Annotated in this window: 1 protein-coding gene; it reads left to right on the forward strand. The window is 69.5% G+C overall.

The features are described 5' to 3' along the window. A partial coding sequence (locus SA87_RS10225; protein WP_066202664.1) for an MBL fold metallo-hydrolase occupies positions 1 to 1,428 on the forward strand: 1,428 nt, incomplete at its 5' end. Positions 1,429 to 1,458: the final 30 nt, after the last annotated feature.

Consider the following 1,458-nt stretch of genomic DNA (forward strand, 5'->3'; position numbering starts at 1 on the left):
CTCGCCCACTACTCGTACCTCGTCGGCTGCCAGGCGACCGGCGAGGCGATCGTCATCGACCCGATGCGGAACATCGAGCCGTACCTCGAGACGGCCGCCCGGGAAGGCGTCCGCATCGTCGGCGCCGCCGAAACCCACATCCACGCCGACTTCGTCTCCGGCGCCCGCGAGCTCGCCGACCGGGTCGGCGCCACCCTCTACCTCTCCGACGAGGGCGACGAAAACTGGAAGTACCGCTACCTCGACGGCCTCCCCCACCGCCTCCTCAAGGACGGCGACACCATCCCGATCGGCAACATCCGCCTGGAGGTCCTCCACACCCCCGGCCACACCCCCGAGCACCTCTCCTTCCTCCTCTACGACCTCCCGGCGACCCAAAAGCCGATCGGCATCTTCACCGGCGACTTCGTCTTCGTCGGCGACGTCGGCCGCCCCGACCTCCTCGAAGCGGCCGCCGGCTTCGCGGGCACCGCCGTCCCCGGCGCCCGGCAGATGTTCCAAAGCTTAAAGCGCTTCAAAGCCCTCCCCGACCACCTCCAGGTCTGGCCCGCCCACGGCGCCGGAAGCGCCTGCGGCAAGGCCCTCGGCGCCGTCCCGTCGTCCACCGTCGGCTACGAGAAGCTCACCAACTGGGCGCTCCAGATCGACGACGAGGACGCCTTCGTCGAGGCGCTCCTCGCCGACCAGCCGGAGGCGCCGAAGTACTTCAAGCACATGAAGCGGATCAACAAAGAAGGCCCGGCGCTTTTGCGGGAGCTCCGCGAACCGGTCCGCTTCGGCGCCGACGAAAAGACGCTCGCGCGCCTTCAGGCGGAAGGGGTCCAGATCGTCGACGCCCGGCCCCAGGCCGCCTTCCAGGAGGGGCACCTCCCCGGCTCGATCAACATCCCCCTCGGCAAGTCGTTTACCACCTGGGCCGGCTGGCTCGTCGACTACGACCGGCCGCTCGCCGTCGTCGCCGATGAGGCGGCGGAGGAAGAAATCCGCATCGCCCTCCGCTCGATCGGCCTCGACCGGCTGGAAGGCTTCATCGCCCCGGCCGACGTCCTCGCCCGCGGGCCGGAGAAGCTCGACCGCTACGCGAACGTCCGGCCGGAAGACGTCAAAGACCGCCTCGGCGACTTCTTCATCCTCGACGTCCGGAGCGAAAGCGAGCGGAAGGCGGGGGCCCTCGACGGCGCGACCCACATCATGCTCGGCCATCTCCCGGACCGGCTCGCGGAGGTGCCGAAAGACCGTCCGATCCTCGTCCACTGCGAACTCGGCGGCCGCTCGGCGATCGCGGCGAGCCTCCTCCGGGCGAACGGCTACCGGGCGGTCTACAACCTTCTCGGCGGCTACGCCGAGCTCAAGCAGGCCCTCGGCCGCGTCGACGCCCCGCTCAACGCGGAACGACTTCGATCGGATCGACGCCTTTTGAACGCGTGACGGCCATGAACGCGTGACGGCCTTGAACGC

The organism is Hydrogenibacillus schlegelii (genome assembly GCF_001653195.1).
Taxonomy (GTDB): Bacteria; Bacillota; Bacilli; order Thermicanales; family DSM-22653; genus Hydrogenibacillus; species Hydrogenibacillus schlegelii.